Here is a 15,926-nt window from a genome sequence, read left to right as displayed (position 1 = left end):
GACCGAATTTTTTTATTATGCCTGTAATATCTCTGACATATTTATCTTGTATAGTGTCCTCTGGTAAACAAAAAACCGGGGAGCGATTAGTTGTTAAAGCAAATTAAATTAGAAGCACTACTTTTCATTAGTTTGATTGTTACAGGGGGTATGGGTTATTCAGTAGCCTACGCTGCAGATTCATCAACGGATCAAACAAGTAATGTAACGGATTTTAGAAGAACATTGACTAATTTGGAAACAAAAGAAAAGGTCGATGAAGATGCTGATAAACTAAATAAGAAAATATCATTATCAGACAATAAAGAATTTATGCCTGGTATTCAAGACAGTGAAAAGGATCCAAATATGAGTGATGTGACATCGGACCAACCAAGTCAAGATGTTGACCATGCACCAGTCCAAACTTCACAACCAGAACAAATTGCAGAATCACAACAAGCAATTACGCAGTCAGCTGCGCAAGCACCAGTTCAAATGCAACCAACATCTAAAAACGTTGGAACATTTAAAATTAGTTTTTATGATCCAGCCGTTTTAGGGTCAGACATGGGTTATTCAGGCGTTGCAACGAATCTAAGTGTTATTCCACGTGGATCACGCCTTAAAATCACCACAGCTCAAGGGGATGTCTATTATCGAACAGTTAACGATACTGGAACATTTGCCTATGACAATCCACACCAAATCGATATGGCAATGCCAAATAGCATGATTCCTTCTTATGGAATTACTAGTGCCACTGTTGAGATTTTGGGATAAAAATAAATATGTAATTGGGAAAATATTCGGGTAGAGATTACTAACTCTACTCGGATTTTTTTATCTATTCTACTTTTGTTGTAAAATAATAATTATAAAAGAGGTTGGATAAGATGAAAGCATATGGAGTAACTAATAGTAATTTAGATAGCATGATTGAATTTGACAAACAAATGGAAACGCCGCAAGGTCGTGATATTTTGGTTAAAATCCTTGGTGTTTCTATCAATCCAGTTGATATAGCCACTCGTAAAAAGGTTCAGGAAACAAAAGAACCCAAGATTTTAGGCTATGATGGCTATGGAATCGTTGAAGCGCTTGGCCCAGAAGCAAGTAAATTTGACGTTGGGGAAAAAGTTTTCTTTGCTGGTGACTACACACGTGACGGTTCATACCAAGAATATGAAATAATTGATGAACGTATCGTCGCCCGCGCCCCTAAAGAAACTTCTGTTGAAAAAAGCGTAGCAATGCCACTAGTTACACTGACAGCTAGCGAGTTGTTGTATGAAAAATTACACATCAATCCAGCAATGGATAATCGTGATAAAACTATTTTAATTATCAATGGTGCTGGAGGCGTTGGCTCAATCGCCATTCAGTTGGCTCATTTGGCTGGATTAAAAGTTATTGCCACTGCTTCGACGGATGAAAAGGTTAAGTGGGTCAAAGATTTAGGAGCCGATTTAGTGGTCAACCATCATCAAGATTTAATTAAGCAAGTTCACGATTTAGGAATAGAAAATGTCGATTATATTATTGGATTGAGCGATAACGATCCACATTGGCAAGAAATCGTTGAATTGATCAAACCTTTAGGAATATTTGCGACAATCACCAATTTGCGTGAATCCCAAGTTGCAGATTTGAAACAAAAATCAGTTGATTTTGCTTGGGAATGGATGTTTACCAAAGCTAAGTTCAAATTAGCCGCTATGTCCACTCAAGGTGAATACTTGGAAAAATTAGCTGATGGGCTAGATAAGGGAACAATTGATTCGACCGTTACTAAAGTTTTCCATGGCTTCAATTTGGATAATTTGAAACGTGCTACGAAGTTAGTTGAAGCTGGTCATATGATGGGTAAGGTTGTTGTGAAAGCATAATATTATGATAAAAAAGGTTGTATCAACTGGAAATATCCAAGTTGGTACAACCTTTTTTATACACGTCTAAATTTGAGAATCTACTATATTAATAGTGTTTAATTTGTCAAAATATCAATAAATTTTTCAAAGGGTTTATTAACTATGTAATCGTCACGATAAATAAAATCTAACTGAATCGTAGAAAATTCTGCTGGCAAAGGAAAAGTATTGATTAATCCTTCAAAAACGTAAGGTTGAGCAGTTTTTTTTGGAACGATACTGGCTCCTAAACCTGAACAGACACTGGCTAAAATGGCATCTAGATAATTAAATTGAATCAATTGCGGAGCTTTCATTGATTTAGAAGCAAACCATTTGTCAGCAACTTCCCGATAAACGCAGCCGATGGGAAAAGTTAAGAAGGGCGTTGTTTTAAAATCAGGCATCTTATCAGAATTTGATATGAGACAAAGTTTTTCTTTTGAAAGTGGAATCGTAGTTAACTTGTCAGCTTGATTTATTTCACCAACGACGGCTCCATCTAATTCATGATTTAAAACTTGTTGAATATTTTTGATTCGATGATGAGCTTCAATTGCCAAATTAACTTTTGGAAAAGTTTGATGATATTTAGTTAAGATAGCAGGCAAGTAAGTCGTTGAAGCAGTTTGTAAGGTACCGATATGCAAATCTCCTTCAATATCTCTTGGACGACGCAACTGATTAACGGTGTCCTCTGTTAAATTCACGATTTGAATAGCTCGTTGATAAAATTGTTTACCATCTTCTGTTAAAATTACGCCTCGATTGGTTCGATAAAAAATAGTAGTTCCCAGTTTATTTTCTAATTGACGGAGTCGACTGGAAATGTTCGATTGAGCATAGCCTAATTGAGTGGCAGCTGCAGAGATGGTCCCGGTTCGAGCAATTGTAATAATCATTTTTAAAGTATCAATATTCATTTGCAACTCCTGATATATTATTTGTTAATATCTATCATTCAAATACTCGTATATTATTATATGACAAATGAATTTTATAATGTAATTTGCAATTGAATTATGAAATGAGCTGAAGGAGTGAACAAATTGCTTAATACCACGAGCAATAATTATGCTTTTTATTTGAAACTGGATAATGATGACAAATTGGGTATTCTCAGAAAAATCGCTTATCAGGTTGCATCCCTTGATAGTTTGAATAAATTAACTATATATAATGAAATTTTAGATAATGAGTTGCAAGGTAGCACGATTTTTTCCCATCGAGTCGCATTTTGTTTTGCTGTAAATGATGAAATCAAAATGCCACAAATATTTTTATTTTCGCTTGATAACGCTGTTGCGTGGGGGAATGATGAACAGATGGTGGATTATATAGTTATTGCAATATTGCCAAATGGTTTTTCCAATAATCAGTTTACGTTATTAAATAGCTTAGTTTCACAAGTAATCAGACAAAATGCCAGTCAGTTGAATAATGCTAAGAAAGATCAGAGGGCTTTGTCAAAGTTAAATGAATTCTTTGAATCGATAAATTTTCAAATCCAATCTTCTAAAAGGGGCGATATTCTTAATATCTTTCAAGAGTTAAGAAATATTTACATAACTTACGGAGATACGAATAGTTTATTGCGAGTAGAAGCATATATCTTGAATGGGAGTATTTTACAGGTAAGACAGATTAGACTTGAAAAAATTGATTTGGAAAATGAAATTTTGGAATTGCCAGTTGGAATGTCTAGTAATGATAAAATAATTTTTTTCAAACCCAATAAAAAACTAGCTCGCGGAAATATGGCAACTGATATAAAAACGCAAAGCCATTTGATTAAGAACTTGTTAGAACGTTTAATTTTACTTCAAAAATAGCTTCATAATAAAATAGGGATGGTAATCAAAAAAGATTATCATCCCTATTATTTTTATATATAATTATTTGTGTTTTTATTTATATTAAATTGAAATGTTTTAGACCCTTAACAATTCCACCGTTAACGTTTTCAGTGGTAACATAAGTTGCAGCGTTCTTGACGGATTCAATTCCGTTGCCCATTGCAATACTATAGTCAGCTGATTCAATCATTGGCAAGTCGTTTGGACCATCGCCAAAAGCGTAAACTGGCTTATCTTCAAGGTGCAAACCTTTGATGAGGTGTTTGATACCATTCATTTTAGAGACACCCTTATCAATCGTATCAATTGAATAAGGACCAGTTTTGTAAAATTTCAATTCTGGAAATTTCTCTTGGTATCTTTTTGCATCGCCACTTGAAACGACAACGACCATTTGTACATCCTTTTTTTGATAGAATGTTGGATCGACTTTTGGTAATTCGATATTAACAGCTTGATAAAAGTCTTTGACAAAATCGGATGCTTCGCTTAAAAATGATTCTGTCGGCGAGTGCATACTAATGCTGTCACCAAATTCTTTAGCTTGATTGATTACAGCTTTTATTAAGGTAGGTTTGATATTATTTTGATAGATGACGTTGCCTTGCGATTGGACAAATGCACCATTTAAAGTAATATAAGTATCAATACCTGTTGTTTTGGTTGCTGCATCGATTTCGATCGGTGAGCGTCCGGTACTGATAACTGGTAAGTAATTATTTGCTTTCAATTGATGGACTGCCTTTGCAACAGAGTCATCAACTTGTGAGTCATTGTTTAACAGGGTCCCGTCAAGATCGAAGAAGACAGTTCCTTGATAATTGTTATTCAAAAGATCACCAACTTAAATTTATTTTTGTATACTAATGACATGTTAACAATTTTTATTGTAATGAGATAGCCTAATTTTAAATATGGAGTGATATTTATGAAGATTTTAATGATAGAGGATAATAAGTCCGTCTCCGAAATGATGGGGATGTTCTTTCAAAAAGAAAAATGGGAAGCTGATTTTGCCTACGATGGCAATCAAGCTATGGACATGTTCAATGCTGATCCTGACAAATGGGATATGATTACCCTTGACTTAAATTTACCTGGCAAAGATGGTATGGAAGTAGCCAAGGAAATCCGGAAAGTTTCAAAAACCGTTCCGATAATTATGTTGACCGCTCGTGATACTGAAAGCGACCAAGTTCTCGGATTGGAATTTGGAGCTGACGACTATGTTACTAAACCATTTAGCCCAATTACGTTGATTGCCAGAATGAAAGCTATTCACAGACGTGATGAGAATATGGCTGAAAAAATTGCTGAAAGTTCTCCAGTTGATGCAACGGTGGAAGAAGCAGATGATGGTTTTGACATCAACACTGGCTTTTTCAAATTGAATTCTAACACGCGTGAAGCCTATTTAAATGGTCAGGAAATTCCTGATTTGACACCTAAAGAATTTGATTTATTGAAGACTTTGGCAAGTAAACCTAAACAAGTCTTTTCACGTGAACAATTGTTGGAACAAGTTTGGGATTACGACTACTTCGGTGAAGAGAGAACGGTCGATGCCCACATTAAGAAGCTTCGTCAAAAAATTGAAAAGGTCGGACCTCAAGTTATTGAAACTGTTTGGGGCGTTGGCTACAAATTTGATGATACAGGAGCAAAAGCTAAGGCATAATGAAATTAATTTATCAAAATATGCTGAGTTTTTTAATCGTTATCTTAACGACTTTAGGTATTATTTTGTATTCTGTTACTAGTGCCTCAACTAATTGGGAGTACAACCGAACTTATAAGAGTTTGGAGAGCTATGCTGGTAACTTAGAAAAAATCGCTTTGAAAAACGATCCAAAGACTGGGCAAATTCATAATATAACAGGCGATAATATTCGAACGGTTGAACAAGTTCTTTCAGAGAGAAACGTTCAATTTGCCATCTTCGATTACAAGAATAATCAAGTTTGCCCAACGCCACCAACTAATGTGAAATTGCACTTGAAGCAATCGTATTGGAAGAAGCTAAAGCAAGGCAAAACAATTCGAAATATTCAAAAACCGCAAAATACCGCAGGCAATCCTCGACTTCGTAAAGATGATGACCGCAGTTATGTCTATGTTTTAACGCCATGGTTCCAAAATGGTAAATTGATTGCGGCTGTTTGGGCAGGTTCAGATGTTTCGGAGTTGCAAACTAATATCGGTGAAATCAATCGACGGCTTTATTTTGCACTCTTGATTTCACTTCTAGCAGCGATTATTTTGAGCTTCCTCTTGTCAAGATACCAAGTCAACCGAATCAACCGTTTACGTGGTGCAACTAAGAAAGTTGCCAATAATGATTTCTCTGTTCAAATTGAGAGTAGAGGTCGAGATGAGCTGGATGATTTGGCTGACGATTTCAACCAAATGGTCAAGTCGCTTGAAGCATCTGACAAAGAAATCAAGCGCCAAGAACAACGTCGTAAAGAGTTTATGGCTGATGCATCTCACGAAATGAGAACGCCTTTGACGACTATCAACGGTCTTTTGGAGGGATTGGCTTATAATGCTATTCCCGAAGAATCAAAGGATCAAAGTATTCAATTGATGAGAAATGAAACAAAACGTTTGATTCGACTAGTCAATGAAAATTTGGATTACGAGAAGATTCGGACTAATCAGATTACGATGGCTAAACGTGTCTTTGATGCGAATAAGCCATTAAAAGACATTACTTCGCAATTGAAGAAAAAAGCTGACAGCTCTGGTGATGAATTGATTCTCAAACCTTATGAAGGCGAATTGAAGACTTATGCTGATTATGATCGCTTCGTACAAGTGATTTTTAATATCATGCAAAATGCGATTCAGTTCACTAATAAGGGAAAAATTTTTATCAGTGGAGGCCGTGATGATGAGCGTCACGCTTCAATTTTCACCATTTCAGATACTGGTATCGGGATGTCAGAAGATCAAGTTAAAAATATTTGGGATCGGTACTATAAAGCTGATCCATCCCGGAAGAATCGAAAATATGGTGAATCTGGTTTAGGACTTTCAATTGTTCACCAGTTGGTCGAAAATCACGGTGGAGAAATTGAAGTCAAAAGTAAGCTAAATGAAGGAACTACTTTCACAGTGACATTATTTGATGAAGGTTATGAACATAAACCTGACGAAGATAAAAAGGAACCACAGAATAAAGAGAGTTAAAAAGTATTATTAAGAAATAAAAGGCGAAACGAAACATGTCATTTTCAGATATGTCTCGTTTCGTCTTTTTTATAGTTATTTATTGTTATCTTTGAGATACGACCAACTATCGATTGGCGTTCGATCATTTTGGAGCTGTAAAGCGTCAGTATTATAGAGATTAGTTGTCGTCTTATTTCCGTTTTGAGAATAAAGACTAGTTGATTTTTTGCCAAGGTCATTACGGATTTTCTCCATTTGTTGAACTTGATCTTGATAGGAGTAATTCGTTGGATTGACAGGCGTGAAACCAAACGGCGTGTAAAAGCGCAACAGATTCTTGTTGTTGACATCGTCTGAAACTTTTAACTTGAGAGCTGCTTCCTTAACCCATTTTTCGGCTTTGGTTGCTAGGTCGGGATTGTCATGCAGGTCAATCTCTTCTCCAGTTGCATTCGAGTAAACTGTTGGCATACCTTTGTCAGAAGGATAGACGGTGTACTTGGGCGTTATCAAACTGTGATTTCTAAAGGTGACTTTCGAATCGTGCTGTTTGGAGAGTAAATCAGTCCCTAATTGAATATACTGTTTCGTATTAACACCAGCTAGATGAAGAATCGTTGGCAAAACATCGATTTCTCCACCGTAAGTGTGCTTTACGCCACCTTTAAGACCATCCATGTGAATCATGAAGGGTACTCGTTGCATTTGGGTTTCGTTGAATTTACTCCACGTGTTAGCATCTTTTCCCAGTAATTGGGTAGCTAGTTCCTTATGTTGAGTGGCATTTAACCCATAGTGGTCTCCATATAAGACGACCATCGTATTTTTATCGAGTCCAGTAGCTGATAGATAGTTGAAGAATTCTTCAATTGACTTGTCAAGGTAGTGGGCCGTTTCAAAGTAACGATTGATTTCGTCATCAGACAAATCGGTAGTTTGGAAGTTGCCATTATCTTCATCGGAAAATTGGTAACTGACATGGTTGGTGACCGTTAAAAATTTAGCATAAAACGGTTGTTGCATTTGTTCTAGATACTTGACTCCTTCAGAGAAGAGTAGTTTATCTTTAATGCCATAAGTGTTGTCGGACTGGGTATCAGGGTCTTTAGTATCATAATAGCTTTGATCAAAGAAATAGTTATAGCCCATATTCTTGTAAACAGAGTCACGACTCCAAAAACTCCCGACATTTCCGTGGAAGACAGCACTGGTATAGCCTTTCTTTTGGGAAAGAATGGCGGGAGCAGCTTGGAAAGTATTCGATGTTCCCAGTTTAGTAAAGAATGAAGTTCCAGTTGGCAATCCAAATAATCCTGATTCCAGCATCGTTTCGGCATCGCTAGTGCGACCAGAACCAACCTCATTGAAGAAATTATCATAAGATAGAGTATTTTTATCGTTGTAAAGACTGTTTAGAAACGGCGTCACTTCAACGCCATTGATCTTCATCCCAATTAAGAATTGTTCAAAACTTTCTAGATGCAAAATAATAATATTCTTACCATTAGCTTTGCCAAAATATTCTGCATTAGGAGCAGCGTAATTATTTTTCGTATAATCTAAAATATTGTCGATTTCGGTTTCAGTTGCATTCGAACGGACCTGATCGTTTTTTAATGCACGAATAGAATCATAAGGCAAAAAGGAATTGATACCTAAATATTTCACGATATAAGAGTGATCAAAGGTACGTCCTAACAATTGCGGGCGATTACCCTCAGAACCAGCTAAATCGGCTGAAAATAATGCTAAGCCTAAAAAGGTAGTAGCAAAGGCATTCAGTTTTCTAAAGGGAGTTCTGTCAATTTTAATAAAATGAGTTGCGAATAATAAAATGATGATTAAAAAATCCACCAGATAAATCGCATCGCGGACCTTTACTACACCAAGCGTTGTCGTCAATAAACCATTTGCTACTTTGCCAACTCCAGTAATTGAATTAAATGAAATGAAGTCTGAGAAGGCGCGGTAATAAAGGATGTTTCCATAAATAAAAAGAGAGTCAGCTAAATGAATGATTCCCATCACCCAATATGAAATAACTGACTTATTGAAATAGAGTGCAAAGCTCATTAAAAAGACTGTTGTCGCAAAAGGATTAACTATCAATAGGAAATGTTGCAGTAGATTCTCAATTCCTAATGAAAAATCAAGGTAATAAGCGATAAGACTTTTGAGCCATAAACAAACGATTAGGAAGGTCATAAATCCTAATCGTTTGTTTAAGATTGATTGAATTTTTTTCATTGTATTCCTCATAACTAGATTAGTTCATAGCCTAATAATACGTTATTTAATAAAATAAAAAAAGTCGGCTTAAACCGACTTCTTGCATCTTATTGAATTTTGAACAGTCTATTTAGTATTGTCATTGTCATCTTTTAAAATACTGGACCAGCTATCAATATAAGTTCTGTCGCCATTTAATTCAGGGGCATCAGTATTATAGAGGTTAGTGGTTGTTTTATTGTTATTTTGCGAGTAGACGCTAGTTGACTTCAAACCGAGACTGTTTCTTTCTCGAACTAATTTTTGAATTTCATTTTGATAACCATAATCTTTTGGATCAATTGGCGTAAAACCAGTTGGCGTATAGAAACGCAAGAGATTCTTATTGTTGATGGTGTCAGATAAGTTCAATTCCTTATCGACCTTATTCTGCCATTTAGCAACTTTCTTCTTCAAAGTTGGATTTTTGTCAAGATCTACCAATTCGCCAGTCTTATTCTTGTAAACTTCTGGATTGCCATCGCTATCTTTTAAGACAGTGTAATTTGGCGTAATGAAGTTTTTATTTCTAAAGGCAACAAGTTGTTTATGCTGCTTTGATAAGAGATCAGTTCCTAATTGAACATATTGTTTCGTATTGATACCAGCTAAATGTAAAATTGTTGGCAAAACATCGATTTCTCCACCATATTCGTGGTTGATGCCACCCTTTAGTCCTTTCATATGAATCATGAAAGGCACCTTTTGCATTTGAGAATCATTGAAATCAGTCCAGTCATTGTCATTAACGCCTAGAACTGGTGCCAAATCAGTGTTTTGACTGTCAGATAATCCGTAATGGTCACCATAAAGGACAATCATGGAATTATCATAGATTCCACTTGATTTAAGGTAATTGAAGAATTCTTTTAAGGCGTTATCCAAGTAGTGAGCCGTTAAGAAATAATTGTTAACGGCGCTGTTATCAGTGTTTGGTGGCACGAAACCATCATTATCTTCATCCGGCAATTGGAAAGGATAGTGATTTGTGACAGTGATAAATTTAGCATAGAACGGTTGCTGCAATTGTTCCAAATACTTGGCACTTTCTGAAAGCATCAATTTATCTTTCATACCATATTCAAGACTGGAATCACTCGTCTTATTAAAGTATTTCGAATCGAAAAAGTAGTCATAACCCATGTTCTTATAAACGTTGTCACGGTTCCAGAAACTACCGACGTTTCCATGGAAGACAGCACTAGTGTAGCCTTCTTTTTGACCTAAAATAGCAGGAGCAGCTTGGAAAGTATTGTCGCTACCTAGTTTTGAGAAGAAAGATCCTTCAGGTAAACCAAAAAGTCCAGTTTCTAGCATATTCTCGGCATCACTAGTTTTACCTTGGCCGACTTCATGATAGAAATTATCAAAGGACATTGTGTTTTTGTCGTTGTATAAGCTATTTAAAAAGGGCGTAACCTCTTGGCCGTTGACCTTATCGTTGATTAGGAATTGTTGGAAACTTTCCAAATGGATGATGATAATGTTTTTGCCCTTAGCTTTACCAAAATACTTCGGATTTGGTTTAGCATAATTTTGATTGAGATAGGCGAGGACATCATCCATATCTGTTCCGACCGCTTCAGAACGAACTTGGTTATTTTGAACAGTCTTGATTGAATCATAAGCCAAAAAAGTATTCAGTCCTAAATACTTAACGATGTAGGCACGATCAAAGGTCCGACCCAATAATTGAGGGCGGTTACCTTCAGCAATCATTAAATTAAATGAGAAAAGAAAAATTCCTAAAAAAGTTGTTGCAATTGCGGTCAATTTCTTCATTGGTCTTTGGTCAAGTTTGATATAATGGGTTAGTAACAATATTGCGATAATAATGAAATCCAATCCATAAATAAAATCGTGTGTTTGGATAAGATTTGCCGCACTGTTACCAAGGCCTTTAGAAACTTTAGAAGCACCAGCAATCGTGTTGAAAGAGAGAAAATCACTGAATTCACGATAATAAAGAATATTGCCGTATAACAATGCTGACTCAAGTACATAGATTATTCCCATAATGATATATGAGAGTTTGGGACGGTTGATGTATAACGCTATACTCAACAAAATAAGTGTAGTTGCAATTGGATTGATAATTAGAATTAGATGTTGTAACGGGTCCGAAGCGCCTAATGAAAAGTCTACATAGTAGGCAATGACGGTTTTGACCCAGAGTAAAGCGATTAAAAAGCTCATAAAGCCCAATCGCTTGCTCAGAAGATGTTTTAATTTATTCATTGAGAATTCCTTGCTTGTAAAAATTATTTAAATAAATCTATTTAAAGGCTAAATAAATTACTTAATAGTTAGTATAATACGTTATAGGTAAAAAGTGGGAAAGAATGAGTAAAATGATATTTTTAGGACCGCTTTATGATTACATTTATAAAATGTATGCGATGAGGATTAATCATTTTCCATTGATTCGGCTTTCTTTTTACGCTGTGGATAAAGCAATACTGTATACCTTATTCTTCATTGTTTTAAGGTTTATATGGATTAAAATGAAAAAGAAGGATACAACTTTTTGGTATGAATTTTGGCTAGATTTGTTTGTATTCTACGTTTTCCTACTTTTTGCTTTGACAGTCTTTCGAGAAGGCTATTTCATTTGGCAGTTCAAGTTTTATTGGCATCGTCCACTGTCTGAAATAAATATCGTTCCGCTGATAGAAACATTTAAATTAGCCGATGCTAAATCATTGGTCGACTTTATTTATAATTTGTATGGTAATATTATGTGGTTCGTACCAATGGGCTTCTTTATTCCAGCATTAAGCAAAAAACATCTGAAATTCTTTGATGTAGTCGTAATCGGTGCTTTGATTTCGATTTCTATTGAAACGATGCAATTTGTTTTGAATACTGGAGTCACCGATATTGATGACGTTATATTTAATACAATTGGCGCAATGGTAGGATATTTGTTGTTTTTTATTGGAAAATGGATAAAAAAGTCGATAAAAATTTGAAATTTTCTGTGAAAATGATTAATCTAGTTTTGATGATGTATATGGAGGAGAGAAAATGACACAAATTAAATTTGATGATTCAAAGTTAAGCAAGTTCGTTCATGAAAACGAAGTTGGCGAAATGCAAGCACTAGTTACTGCTGCTGACGAAGAACTACGTAAGGGTACTGGTGCCGGTGCTGATTTCCGTGGTTTCATCGACTTGCCTGTTGATTACGACAAAGATGAATTCGGCCGTATCAAGAAAGCTGCTAAAAAGATCCAATCTGACTCAGAAGTCTTTGTCGGAATTGGTATCGGTGGTTCATACTTGGGTGCACGTGCTGCAATTGACTTCTTGAGCTCATCATTCTACAACGTTAAGAATGATAAGGATGTTCCAGAAGTTTACTTCTGTGGTAACTCAATTTCTCCAAATTACTTAGCCGACCTTATTGAAGTTATCGGTGATCGTGACTTCAGTATTAACGTTATTTCAAAATCTGGTACAACAACAGAACCTTCAATTGCTTTCAGAATTTTGAAGGCTAAGTTGATTGAAAAGTATGGTGCAGAAGGCGCAAAGGAACGTATTTACGCTACTACTGACCGTGCTAAGGGTGCTTTGAAGAGTGAAGCCGATGCCGAAGGTTACGAAGAATTCGTTGTTCCTGATGACATTGGTGGTCGTTTCTCAGTTCTCACTGCTGTTGGTCTATTGCCAATCGCTGTTGCCGGTATCGATATCGACAAATTGATGGAAGGTGCTGCACAATCTCGTGAAGATTACAGTTCAGCTGACCTTACAAAGAATGACGCATACAAGTATGCTGCATTGAGAAATATCTTATACCGCAAAGGTTACACAACAGAATTGCTTGAAAACTACGAACCAAACGTTCAATACTTTGGCGAATGGTGGAAGCAATTGATGGGTGAATCTGAAGGTAAAGATCAAAAAGGTATCTACCCATCATCAGCTAACTTCTCAACTGATTTGCACTCATTAGGTCAATATATCCAAGAAGGACGTCGTAACTTGATGGAAACAGTTGTCCTAATCGACAAGCCAAGACATGACGTTAAGATTCCTGCCGAAAAGGGTAACCTTGATGGTTTGGAATACTTGGAAAACAAGTCAATGGACTTTGTAAACAAGAAAGCTTACGAAGGTGTTGTACTTGCACATACTGACGGTGGTGTTCCTGTTATGACAGTACACATCCCAGAACAAAACGCATTTAGCTTAGGATACTTGATGTACTTCTTCGAAATTGCTGTTGGTATTTCAGGTTACTTGAATGGTATCAACCCATTCAACCAACCAGGTGTTGAAGCTTATAAGAAGAACATGTTCGGATTGCTAGGTCGTCCTGGGTATGAAGAACTTGGTGAAGAATTAAATAAGAGACTTTAATTTAAAAATACAAATACTCCTTACATCATTTGATGATGTAGGGAGTATTTTTTTGACTATTCAATTTTAATTTTCAATATAAACTATTTCCCGAATCAAACCATAATTAGTTCGTTTAACAATTAAATCCAGAGTTTCTTCAAAGCCAAACATTTCGTAAAATGCTCGGGCAATTAAATTATTTTTTAACACGATTAAGTACAGTTCTGAAAACTCTGAATGCAGGATATTCAAGGCTTTTTGAAATAATTTTTGCCCAATACCTTGATGTTGATACTTTGGCAAAACATAAAGCGTATAAATTTCGCCAAAATTTTGATAATTACTTCGTCTAGCTGGTCCGTAAGAACAGACGCCTGCAACTTTATCCCCATCTAAAGCTATCAAAGTGTTGTTCCAGTAGGTTTTTGGGTGCCACGTTTTAGGTGTGATTTCATTGAGATATTTTTGTGGTACCAATCCGACGTAAGAGTAGATAAAAGTTTGATAATACAACTGACTGATTTTTTGAAAGTCGAAGTATTTACCAGTTTTGATGATTTTAAAAGTCATGGTTAGTTTCGACTTTCGACTGAATTGGTTGCACTGGCGAAGACACCTAACTTACCAAAGACAAGTCCGAGGACGAATCCAGCAAAGGTCAATGTGACCCAACCTAATCCTAAACTGGCAAAGGGTACATATTGATGATAGAAATTAAGCGCTGTTTTAACAAAAGTTAAATTAGTAACAGCAGCTGGCGAGGCGTTCAACATATCAAAGACAGCTGGCAAAACGGTGAAAGCAATCGTCATCTTATAAACGACGCTTGCATATGGTTTTGCATGAATAGTTAAAGAAACGAGAATCAAAGCAAGTGATAATGGGTAAAGCAACATTAAGACTGGCAATGACCAAGCGATGATGTTATCAAGTCCAGCATTAGCAACGACAAAGGACATGATGGTAGTTGTTCTTAACCATGCTAAGTAGCTGACTTTAGGGAATAACTTGTGGAAATCTTGGGCAAATGAAGCAACTAAGCCCATGGCGGTAGTGAAGACTCCTAAAGTTACCAAGACTCCTAAGAAAGCTGCTCCAAAATTGCCGAAATAATAATTAACGATTTGTGAAAGGGCAACGCCTCCATTAGCAGAAAGTGTCAATTTGCTTAAACTAAAAGCACCTAGTAAAACTAATCCGAAGTAAACTAAAACTTCAAGGGCGATACTTAAAGAACCAGCTTTAGCAGTTAGTCCAGTCAATTCTTTATCCTTGTATCCAAGGCCTTTTACAGCATGGACGAAAGTAACACTTAAAGCTAACAAAGCGACAGCATCGATCGTGTTGTAGCCTTCAAGCAAGCCGCTGATAGTAGAACCAGTTTGATAGGCTTGAGTAGGCATGTGATTGACGCCGCCCATTGGTTTCAAGAAAGCGACCAAGAAAACAACGGCCAATAAGACAAGGAAAATTGTGTTGAGATATTTGCCGACATATTTCAGCAAACGGTTCTGATGAACACTTAAAACATAGGCCAGTCCAAAGAATAGAGCGGTAAAAAGCAGCATCGAGACGGTGTCAAACTTTTTAGGCAAGAAGGGTTGAACAGCCATTTGAAACGCCGTCGCAGCGGTTCTTGGTGTTCCAAAGAAAGGCCCGATAGTCAAGTGGACCAATACTAAAAATAATGCGGCATAAAATTTGCCAACTGGACGAGCCAAATCATATAAGCCATCACTCTTCGTAACAACGACCGCGAGAATGGCTAGCAGTGGAAACAACGAACCTGAAATTGCGAAGCCAAATGCGGCTGATAGCCAGTTGTTACCAGATAATTGTCCTAGATGAACCGGGAAAATTAAGTTCCCAGACCCAAAGAACATCCCAAAAATTAATGAACTGACGACTAGTAAATGCAAAAGTCTTTTATTGCGTTTCTTTTCTCCTGATAAATCGTAATCCTCTTTCATAAGTAATCCTCCAAAAAATGTTTTGTCTAATCTGTGCTATATCATTAATGCCACTAATATCAGAGTCCATTTTTTACCACCTCTTTTTGAAATTAGAAAACGTGAATCATTTCTGGGAAACAAAAAGAGCCCTCTTCCAGTTAAGGAAAAGGGCTCCATGAGAACGGTACCACCTTTTTTGAGTATTCAAAAATACCCACTCAATTAACGGACAAAAAATCTATCCGCTAGCCTGATAATGGTGGCTGCCACGGTAACCTACATATCGGCACCGAACTCAGAAATGATTTTCGAACGTCTCTTGATGATCACTTTTCACTCGACGTGACTCACTAGGCATACTTGAGATTTCTACTTTTTTCTTCAACGTTTTGTTGCTTCGTATTATAGTCACTGAAAAATTAAAATTCAAGTATTAT

General features: G+C 36.3%; 13 protein-coding genes. 7 read left to right on the top strand and 6 right to left on the bottom strand.

Going from position 1 to position 15,926, the window contains the following annotated elements:
* Positions 1–90 precede the first annotated feature (90 nt).
* Both FHL06_RS14710 and FHL06_RS08745 read left to right on the top strand, forming a co-directional pair.
* On the top strand, positions 91–762 hold the full coding sequence (locus FHL06_RS14710) for a hypothetical protein (RefSeq protein WP_238333993.1): 672 nt from the start codon (positions 91–93) through the stop codon (positions 760–762).
* A gap of 113 nt (positions 763–875) precedes the next feature.
* Entirely contained in the window at positions 876–1,868 is a 993-nt protein-coding gene (locus FHL06_RS08745) for a zinc-binding alcohol dehydrogenase family protein (RefSeq protein WP_153385842.1), read from the top strand.
* Positions 1,869–1,966: 98 nt separating this feature from the next.
* Here the strand turns inward: FHL06_RS08745 and FHL06_RS08740 are convergent, their stop codons facing one another.
* Positions 1,967–2,812, bottom strand: coding sequence for a LysR family transcriptional regulator (locus tag FHL06_RS08740; RefSeq protein ID WP_153385841.1), 846 nt, complete (start codon positions 2,810–2,812; stop codon positions 1,967–1,969).
* 117 nt (positions 2,813–2,929) lie between these two features.
* Here FHL06_RS08740 and FHL06_RS08735 point away from each other — a divergent pair, with 117 nt between their 5' ends.
* Positions 2,930–3,721 carry a PTS sugar transporter subunit IIA gene (locus FHL06_RS08735; RefSeq protein WP_153385840.1) on the top strand — a complete coding sequence of 264 codons (792 nt, stop codon included), beginning with the start codon at positions 2,930–2,932 and terminating at the stop codon, positions 3,719–3,721.
* Between the two features lie 79 nt (positions 3,722–3,800).
* On the opposite strand, the gene FHL06_RS08730 is transcribed toward FHL06_RS08735, so the two are convergent.
* Positions 3,801–4,577 (bottom strand): Cof-type HAD-IIB family hydrolase, encoded by a 777-nt coding sequence (locus tag FHL06_RS08730; RefSeq protein ID WP_153385839.1) that lies wholly within the window; start codon positions 4,575–4,577, stop codon positions 3,801–3,803.
* Between the two features lie 96 nt (positions 4,578–4,673).
* Between FHL06_RS08730 and FHL06_RS08725 the strand changes: the two genes are divergently transcribed.
* Both FHL06_RS08725 and FHL06_RS08720 read left to right on the top strand, forming a co-directional pair.
* Positions 4,674–5,423 (top strand): response regulator transcription factor, encoded by a 750-nt coding sequence (locus FHL06_RS08725; protein ID WP_153385838.1) that lies wholly within the window; start codon positions 4,674–4,676, stop codon positions 5,421–5,423.
* On the top strand, positions 5,423–6,937 hold the full coding sequence (locus FHL06_RS08720; protein WP_153385837.1) for a sensor histidine kinase: 1,515 nt from the start codon (positions 5,423–5,425) through the stop codon (positions 6,935–6,937). Before FHL06_RS08725 ends, FHL06_RS08720 begins: the two co-directional genes overlap by 1 nt.
* A gap of 75 nt (positions 6,938–7,012) precedes the next feature.
* Here FHL06_RS08720 and FHL06_RS08715 read toward each other — a convergent pair whose 3' ends face one another.
* Together FHL06_RS08715 and FHL06_RS08710 are read right to left on the bottom strand one after the other, a co-directional pair.
* A complete protein-coding gene (locus tag FHL06_RS08715) occupies positions 7,013–9,166 on the bottom strand; it encodes an LTA synthase family protein (RefSeq protein ID WP_153385836.1) in 2,154 nt (717 codons plus the stop codon).
* 108 nt (positions 9,167–9,274) lie between these two features.
* Positions 9,275–11,425, bottom strand: coding sequence for an LTA synthase family protein (locus FHL06_RS08710; RefSeq protein ID WP_153385835.1), 2,151 nt, complete (start codon positions 11,423–11,425; stop codon positions 9,275–9,277).
* 113 nt (positions 11,426–11,538) lie between these two features.
* On the opposite strand from FHL06_RS08710, the gene FHL06_RS08705 reads away from it, so the two are divergent.
* Positions 11,539–12,159, top strand: coding sequence for a VanZ family protein (locus tag FHL06_RS08705; RefSeq protein WP_162000237.1), 621 nt, complete (start codon positions 11,539–11,541; stop codon positions 12,157–12,159).
* A gap of 55 nt (positions 12,160–12,214) precedes the next feature.
* Positions 12,215–13,555: a glucose-6-phosphate isomerase gene (locus tag FHL06_RS08700; RefSeq protein ID WP_153385833.1), complete on the top strand. Its 1,341-nt coding sequence runs from the start codon at positions 12,215–12,217 to the stop codon at positions 13,553–13,555.
* A 66-nt stretch (positions 13,556–13,621) separates the two neighbouring features.
* Here FHL06_RS08700 and FHL06_RS08695 read toward each other — a convergent pair whose 3' ends face one another.
* Positions 13,622–14,107: a GNAT family N-acetyltransferase gene (locus FHL06_RS08695; protein WP_153385832.1), complete on the bottom strand. Its 486-nt coding sequence runs from the start codon at positions 14,105–14,107 to the stop codon at positions 13,622–13,624.
* Positions 14,108–14,109: 2 nt separating this feature from the next.
* Positions 14,110–15,507 (bottom strand): branched-chain amino acid transport system II carrier protein, encoded by a 1,398-nt coding sequence (brnQ, locus tag FHL06_RS08690; RefSeq protein ID WP_153385831.1) that lies wholly within the window; start codon positions 15,505–15,507, stop codon positions 14,110–14,112.
* Positions 15,508–15,926 lie beyond the last annotated feature (419 nt).

Source organism: Companilactobacillus halodurans (assembly GCF_009600985.1).
GTDB lineage: Bacteria > Bacillota > Bacilli > Lactobacillales > Lactobacillaceae > Companilactobacillus > Companilactobacillus halodurans.
This window is presented reverse-complemented; position numbering and strand designations above follow the sequence as displayed.

Excerpts from the sequence above, each read along its gene's own strand:
- FHL06_RS08725 (WP_153385838.1), top strand. The coding sequence starts at position 4,674 with ATGAAGATTTTAATGATAGAGGATAATAAGTCCGTCTCCGAAATGATG.
- FHL06_RS08740 (WP_153385841.1), bottom strand. The coding sequence starts at position 2,812 with ATGAATATTGATACTTTAAAAATGATTATTACAATTGCTCGAACCGGG.
- FHL06_RS08745 (WP_153385842.1), top strand. The coding sequence starts at position 876 with ATGAAAGCATATGGAGTAACTAATAGTAATTTAGATAGCATGATTGAA.
- FHL06_RS08705 (WP_162000237.1), top strand. The coding sequence starts at position 11,539 with ATGATATTTTTAGGACCGCTTTATGATTACATTTATAAAATGTATGCG.
- FHL06_RS08720 (WP_153385837.1), top strand. The coding sequence starts at position 5,423 with ATGAAATTAATTTATCAAAATATGCTGAGTTTTTTAATCGTTATCTTA.
- FHL06_RS08715 (WP_153385836.1), bottom strand. The coding sequence starts at position 9,166 with ATGAAAAAAATTCAATCAATCTTAAACAAACGATTAGGATTTATGACC.
- brnQ (WP_153385831.1), bottom strand. The coding sequence starts at position 15,507 with ATGAAAGAGGATTACGATTTATCAGGAGAAAAGAAACGCAATAAAAGA.
- FHL06_RS08700 (WP_153385833.1), top strand. The coding sequence starts at position 12,215 with ATGACACAAATTAAATTTGATGATTCAAAGTTAAGCAAGTTCGTTCAT.
- FHL06_RS08710 (WP_153385835.1), bottom strand. The coding sequence starts at position 11,425 with ATGAATAAATTAAAACATCTTCTGAGCAAGCGATTGGGCTTTATGAGC.
- FHL06_RS08695 (WP_153385832.1), bottom strand. The coding sequence starts at position 14,107 with ATGACTTTTAAAATCATCAAAACTGGTAAATACTTCGACTTTCAAAAA.